The sequence below is a fragment of the Acinetobacter sp. 228 genome (genome assembly GCF_048147885.1).
In genome coordinates this window covers 1-2,939 of record NZ_JAYWYV010000045.1, presented here as the reverse complement: position 1 = coordinate 2,939, position 2,939 = coordinate 1, and the positions used below count along the sequence as shown (strand labels likewise).

Genomic DNA, 2,939 nt, shown 5'->3' with positions numbered 1-2,939 from the left:
CCTGTTCATTCTTACCAATAGATGAGATTTCCGGAATGGTATAAATACCTGTAGGGATATCACGTACTGGCTTAGCGTCTTCACCACTCATGTTTGCACCAGCACAGCGCCCTTGGTCATAGGCGGCCGAAGCAAGTGAAGGCCAACCAATCACGTCACCAGCCGCATAGATGTTTTCAACTTCAGTTTGATATTGATCATTTACAGAAAGTTGACCACGGCTATTTGGTACCAACCCAACATTTTCAAGACCTAAACCTTCTGTGTTACCTGAACGACCATTACACCAAAGAATCGCATCAGCTTTAATCTTTTTACCACTTTGTAAATGTAGAACAACGTGGTCATCAAATGTTTCAAGATGATCCATTTGTTCATTGTGACGAATCAACACGCCCTGTTCACGTAAGTGATAAGACAAAGCATCGGCGATTTCATCATCTAGATAACTTAAGAGTTTTTGTTGAGTATTGATCAAGTCAACTTTATGGTCTAAACCAATAAAGATTGAGGCATATTCACAGCCAATAACACCTGCGCCGTAAATAATGATTTTTTGAATTGAGTAATCAAGATCAAGAATTTTGTCCGAATCAAATACGCGCGGGTGGTCAAAATCAAGACCTTGCGGATGATAAGGACGGCTACCTGTCGCAATCACGATTTGCTTACAGATAATTGTTTCTTTAATGCCTTCGTGGCTAAAAACTAAAACTGTGTTTTTGTCTTGAATATATGCACGACCGTGGAAGACACCAATTTTGTTACGGTCATAAAAGCGTGTATGCGTATCAACCTGTTGTTGAATCACTTTGTGCGCATTACGCAAGACCTGTTTCATAGTGAACTGCTTCCATTCACCTACTTTTTGAAACATTGGATCACGCTGATAGCGAATAATGCTAGAAACTGTTTGACGTAATGCTTTACTTGGAATGGTTCCTACGTGTGCACAGTTACCACCGAGTTGATCACGTACATCTACAATTGCAACACGCTTACCAGCTTTTGCAAGCTTCATTGCCGCGCCTTCACCTGCAGGTCCAGAACCGAGAACTACCGCATCGTACTTAACGAAATTCCCACTAACGACCTCTTTTTTACGTGGCATTGAAAGCTCCTTCCTCTGTTGAATGACCATATTTTATAATAAATTATGGCTAATATGCGGTGAATTTATGTATTTCTCAACCCTATATTTCTGAATAGCCACATTTATTATATGAATAGTTATTTTCCGCTATTACTTGTAGAAGTCCGCTATAATACAATGTCAATGTCTCTATAAACGAGTGGAAAAGTTAAATATGTCAGAACACCGTAAACCTGAACAGGGTGTAAAACTTCGTGGCGCAGAAAAAGTCGCAAGAATTCCTGTAAAAGTTGTACCTACGGTTGAAGTGCCGCGTAAACCTGACTGGATTCGTGTCAAGATGACGGCACCAGAAGAAGTTCAGCGTATTAAAACGACTTTACGTGCTCAAAAACTCCATACCGTTTGTGAAGAAGCAGCTTGTCCGAACCTTCCAGAATGCTTTGGCGGTGGTACAGCAACATTCATGATCATGGGTGATATTTGTACACGTCGTTGCCCTTTCTGTGACGTAGCGCATGGTCGTCCAAATGCATTGGACCCTGATGAACCACGCCACATGGCAGAGACAATTGCCAATCTTAAGCTCAAATACGCAGTAATCACTTCGGTTGACCGTGATGACTTGCTTGACGGCGGTGCACAACATTTTGTGGACTGTATTAAAGAAGCTCGCGCACTTAGCCCAAATACATTACTTGAAATTTTAGTACCGGACTTCCGTGGACGTATGGATATTGCTTTACGCATTATGACTGAATGTCCACCAGACGTATTTAACCACAACATTGAGACTGTACCTCGTCTATATAAAGCGATGCGTCCAGGTTCAGATTATCAGCACTCTTTAAACCTATTAAAAATGTTTAAAGAATACTGCCCAGACATCCCAACAAAATGTGGTTTGATGGTGGGTATTGGTGAAACTGAAGAAGAAGTTATTGCATTGCTTGATGACTTACGTGCTCACGATGTCGACTATGTCACTATTGGTCAATACTTGCAGCCTTCTAAACAGCATGCACCAATTGACCGTTTTGTAACACCAGAAGAATTTGAACGTTATGCAGAGCATGGCCGTAAACTTGGCTTTAGAAATATTTGGTCTGCACCAATGGTTCGTTCAAGCTATTTTGCTGATCGCCAATACTATGGTGAACCTGTTCCTGAAGTTCGTCGCAAGGTAGATCCTGCGAAAAAAATTGCGGTACAAGCAATCGAAGCTTAACACTTCATAAGTATTAAAAAGGCCTTCAGATTATGAGGGCTTTTTTATTTATACAAGAAAATCAATAACATTTCTTGACAAATCGATAAAACAAGCCATTACACTTTCATTCAAAAATATTTTATACCTAAAAGCACGATATATCCCTGCTCTAGCATATACATCAATTGCGACATAAAAAATCAAATTTAAACAGCATTAAAAAATTCGCTAGTTAAGCCTTAAATCTCTCCTCGCTTTTTTATTATTTCTAACTTGAGGGCTTATCTAGCAAGGAGCAAGTATGATTTTCCTACTCTTTGTTTTAAGTATTGTCATTCAGCTTGTTGCAATATGGGCAATTTTCTTTTTTAACCTAAATAGAGTCGCTGGTAGTGTTATTACGATTGCTGTAGCCATACTTACTGCTTTCATTTTAACGCCGTGGGCATTACTTTTAGGGATTCCCCTTATTGCACTTAGCATTATTATTTTGTTTAAACCTTTACGGTTTAACTTAATTACCCAACCTGCATATAAAACTCTGGCCAACTCAATGCCGAGCATCAGTACCACTGAACAAGAAGCCTTAGAAGCAGGAACAAGCTGGTGGGAAAAAGAGTTATTTATGGGGGCTCC

Annotated in this window: 2 protein-coding genes and 1 pseudogene; 2 read left to right on the top strand and 1 reads right to left on the bottom strand. The window is 39.9% G+C overall.

What is annotated here, in order from left to right; genetic code table 11:
- Window positions 1-1,111: Si-specific NAD(P)(+) transhydrogenase (gene sthA / locus VXQ92_RS15505; RefSeq protein ID WP_416682393.1), on the bottom strand; the 1,111-nt coding region annotated here is incomplete at its 3' end.
- 196 nt (window positions 1,112-1,307) lie between these two features.
- Between sthA and lipA the strand changes: the two genes are divergently transcribed.
- Both lipA and VXQ92_RS15495 read left to right on the top strand, forming a co-directional pair.
- Entirely contained in the window at window positions 1,308-2,321 is a 1,014-nt protein-coding gene (lipA, locus tag VXQ92_RS15500) for a lipoyl synthase (protein ID WP_001289259.1), read from the top strand.
- Window positions 2,322-2,604: 283 nt separating this feature from the next.
- Window positions 2,605-2,939, top strand: a pseudogene (locus VXQ92_RS15495) (acyl-CoA dehydrogenase); the annotation flags it as partial.